This window comes from Rouxiella silvae (assembly GCF_002093625.1).
Classification (GTDB): Bacteria; Pseudomonadota; Gammaproteobacteria; order Enterobacterales; family Enterobacteriaceae; genus Rouxiella; species Rouxiella silvae.
Genome location: NZ_MRWD01000120.1, coordinates 1 through 1166, shown reverse-complemented (window position 1 = coordinate 1166; position 1166 = coordinate 1). Strand labels below are relative to the sequence as shown.

Annotated in this window: 1 protein-coding gene; it reads right to left on the bottom strand. The window is 51.6% G+C overall.

The features are described 5' to 3' along the window. Window positions 1-8: 8 nt before the first annotated feature. Window positions 9-1166, bottom strand: a 1158-nt coding sequence (gene tuf / locus BS639_RS24580) for an elongation factor Tu (protein WP_139804187.1), incomplete at its 5' end; no start/stop codon positions are given.

Below are 1166 nucleotides of genomic sequence, written 5' to 3'. Positions count from 1 at the left end.
ATCAGCGATTAAGCGATAACTTTAGCAACAACACCAGCACCCACAGTACGGCCGCCTTCACGGATTGCGAAACGCAGGCCGTCGTCCATCGCGATTGGGTGGATCAGGGTAACAACCATGTTCACGTTGTCACCTGGCATTACCATCTCTACGCCTTCTGGCAGTTCGATGGTACCGGTCACGTCAGTTGTACGGAAGTAGAACTGTGGACGGTAGCCTTTGAAGAACGGAGTATGACGGCCGCCTTCATCTTTGCTCAGGATATAAACTTCTGAGTCAAATTTGGTGTGTGGTTTGATTGAACCTGGTTTAGCCAATACTTGACCACGTTCGATGTCTTCACGCTTGATACCGCGCAGCAGAACACCTACGTTCTCGCCTGCACGCCCTTCGTCAAGCAGTTTACGGAACATTTCAACGCCGGTACAGGTAGACTTAACGGTGTCTTTGATACCTACGATTTCTACTTCTTCGCCAACTTTAACGATACCGCGCTCTACACGACCGGTAACAACTGTACCACGGCCGGAGATGGAGAATACGTCTTCGATTGGCAGCAGGAATGGCTTGTCAATTGCGCGCTCTGGTTCTGGGATGTAAGAATCCAGGAAACCGGCCAGCTCAATGATTTTAGCTTCCCACTCAGCGTCGCCTTCCAGTGCTTTCAGCGCTGAACCACGAATGACTGGCAGATCATCGCCCGGGAAGTCGTACATAGACAGAAGTTCACGAACTTCCATTTCTACCAGTTCCAGCAGCTCTTCATCATCAACCATGTCACATTTGTTCATGAACACGATGATGTAAGGAACGCCAACCTGACGACCCAGCAGGATGTGCTCACGAGTCTGTGGCATAGGGCCATCAGTCGCAGCAACAACCAGGATAGCGCCGTCCATCTGAGCAGCACCGGTGATCATGTTTTTCACGTAGTCGGCGTGCCCTGGGCAGTCAACGTGCGCGTAGTGACGAGCTGGGGTATCGTACTCAACGTGAGAAGTGTTGATGGTGATACCACGTGCTTTTTCTTCTGGTGCGTTATCGATCTGGTCGAATGCACGAGCAGAACCGCCGTAGGTCTTAGCCAGAACGGTGGTGATAGCAGCTGTCAGGGTAGTTTTACCGTGGTCAACGTGGCCGATAGTACCAACGTTGACGTGCGGTTT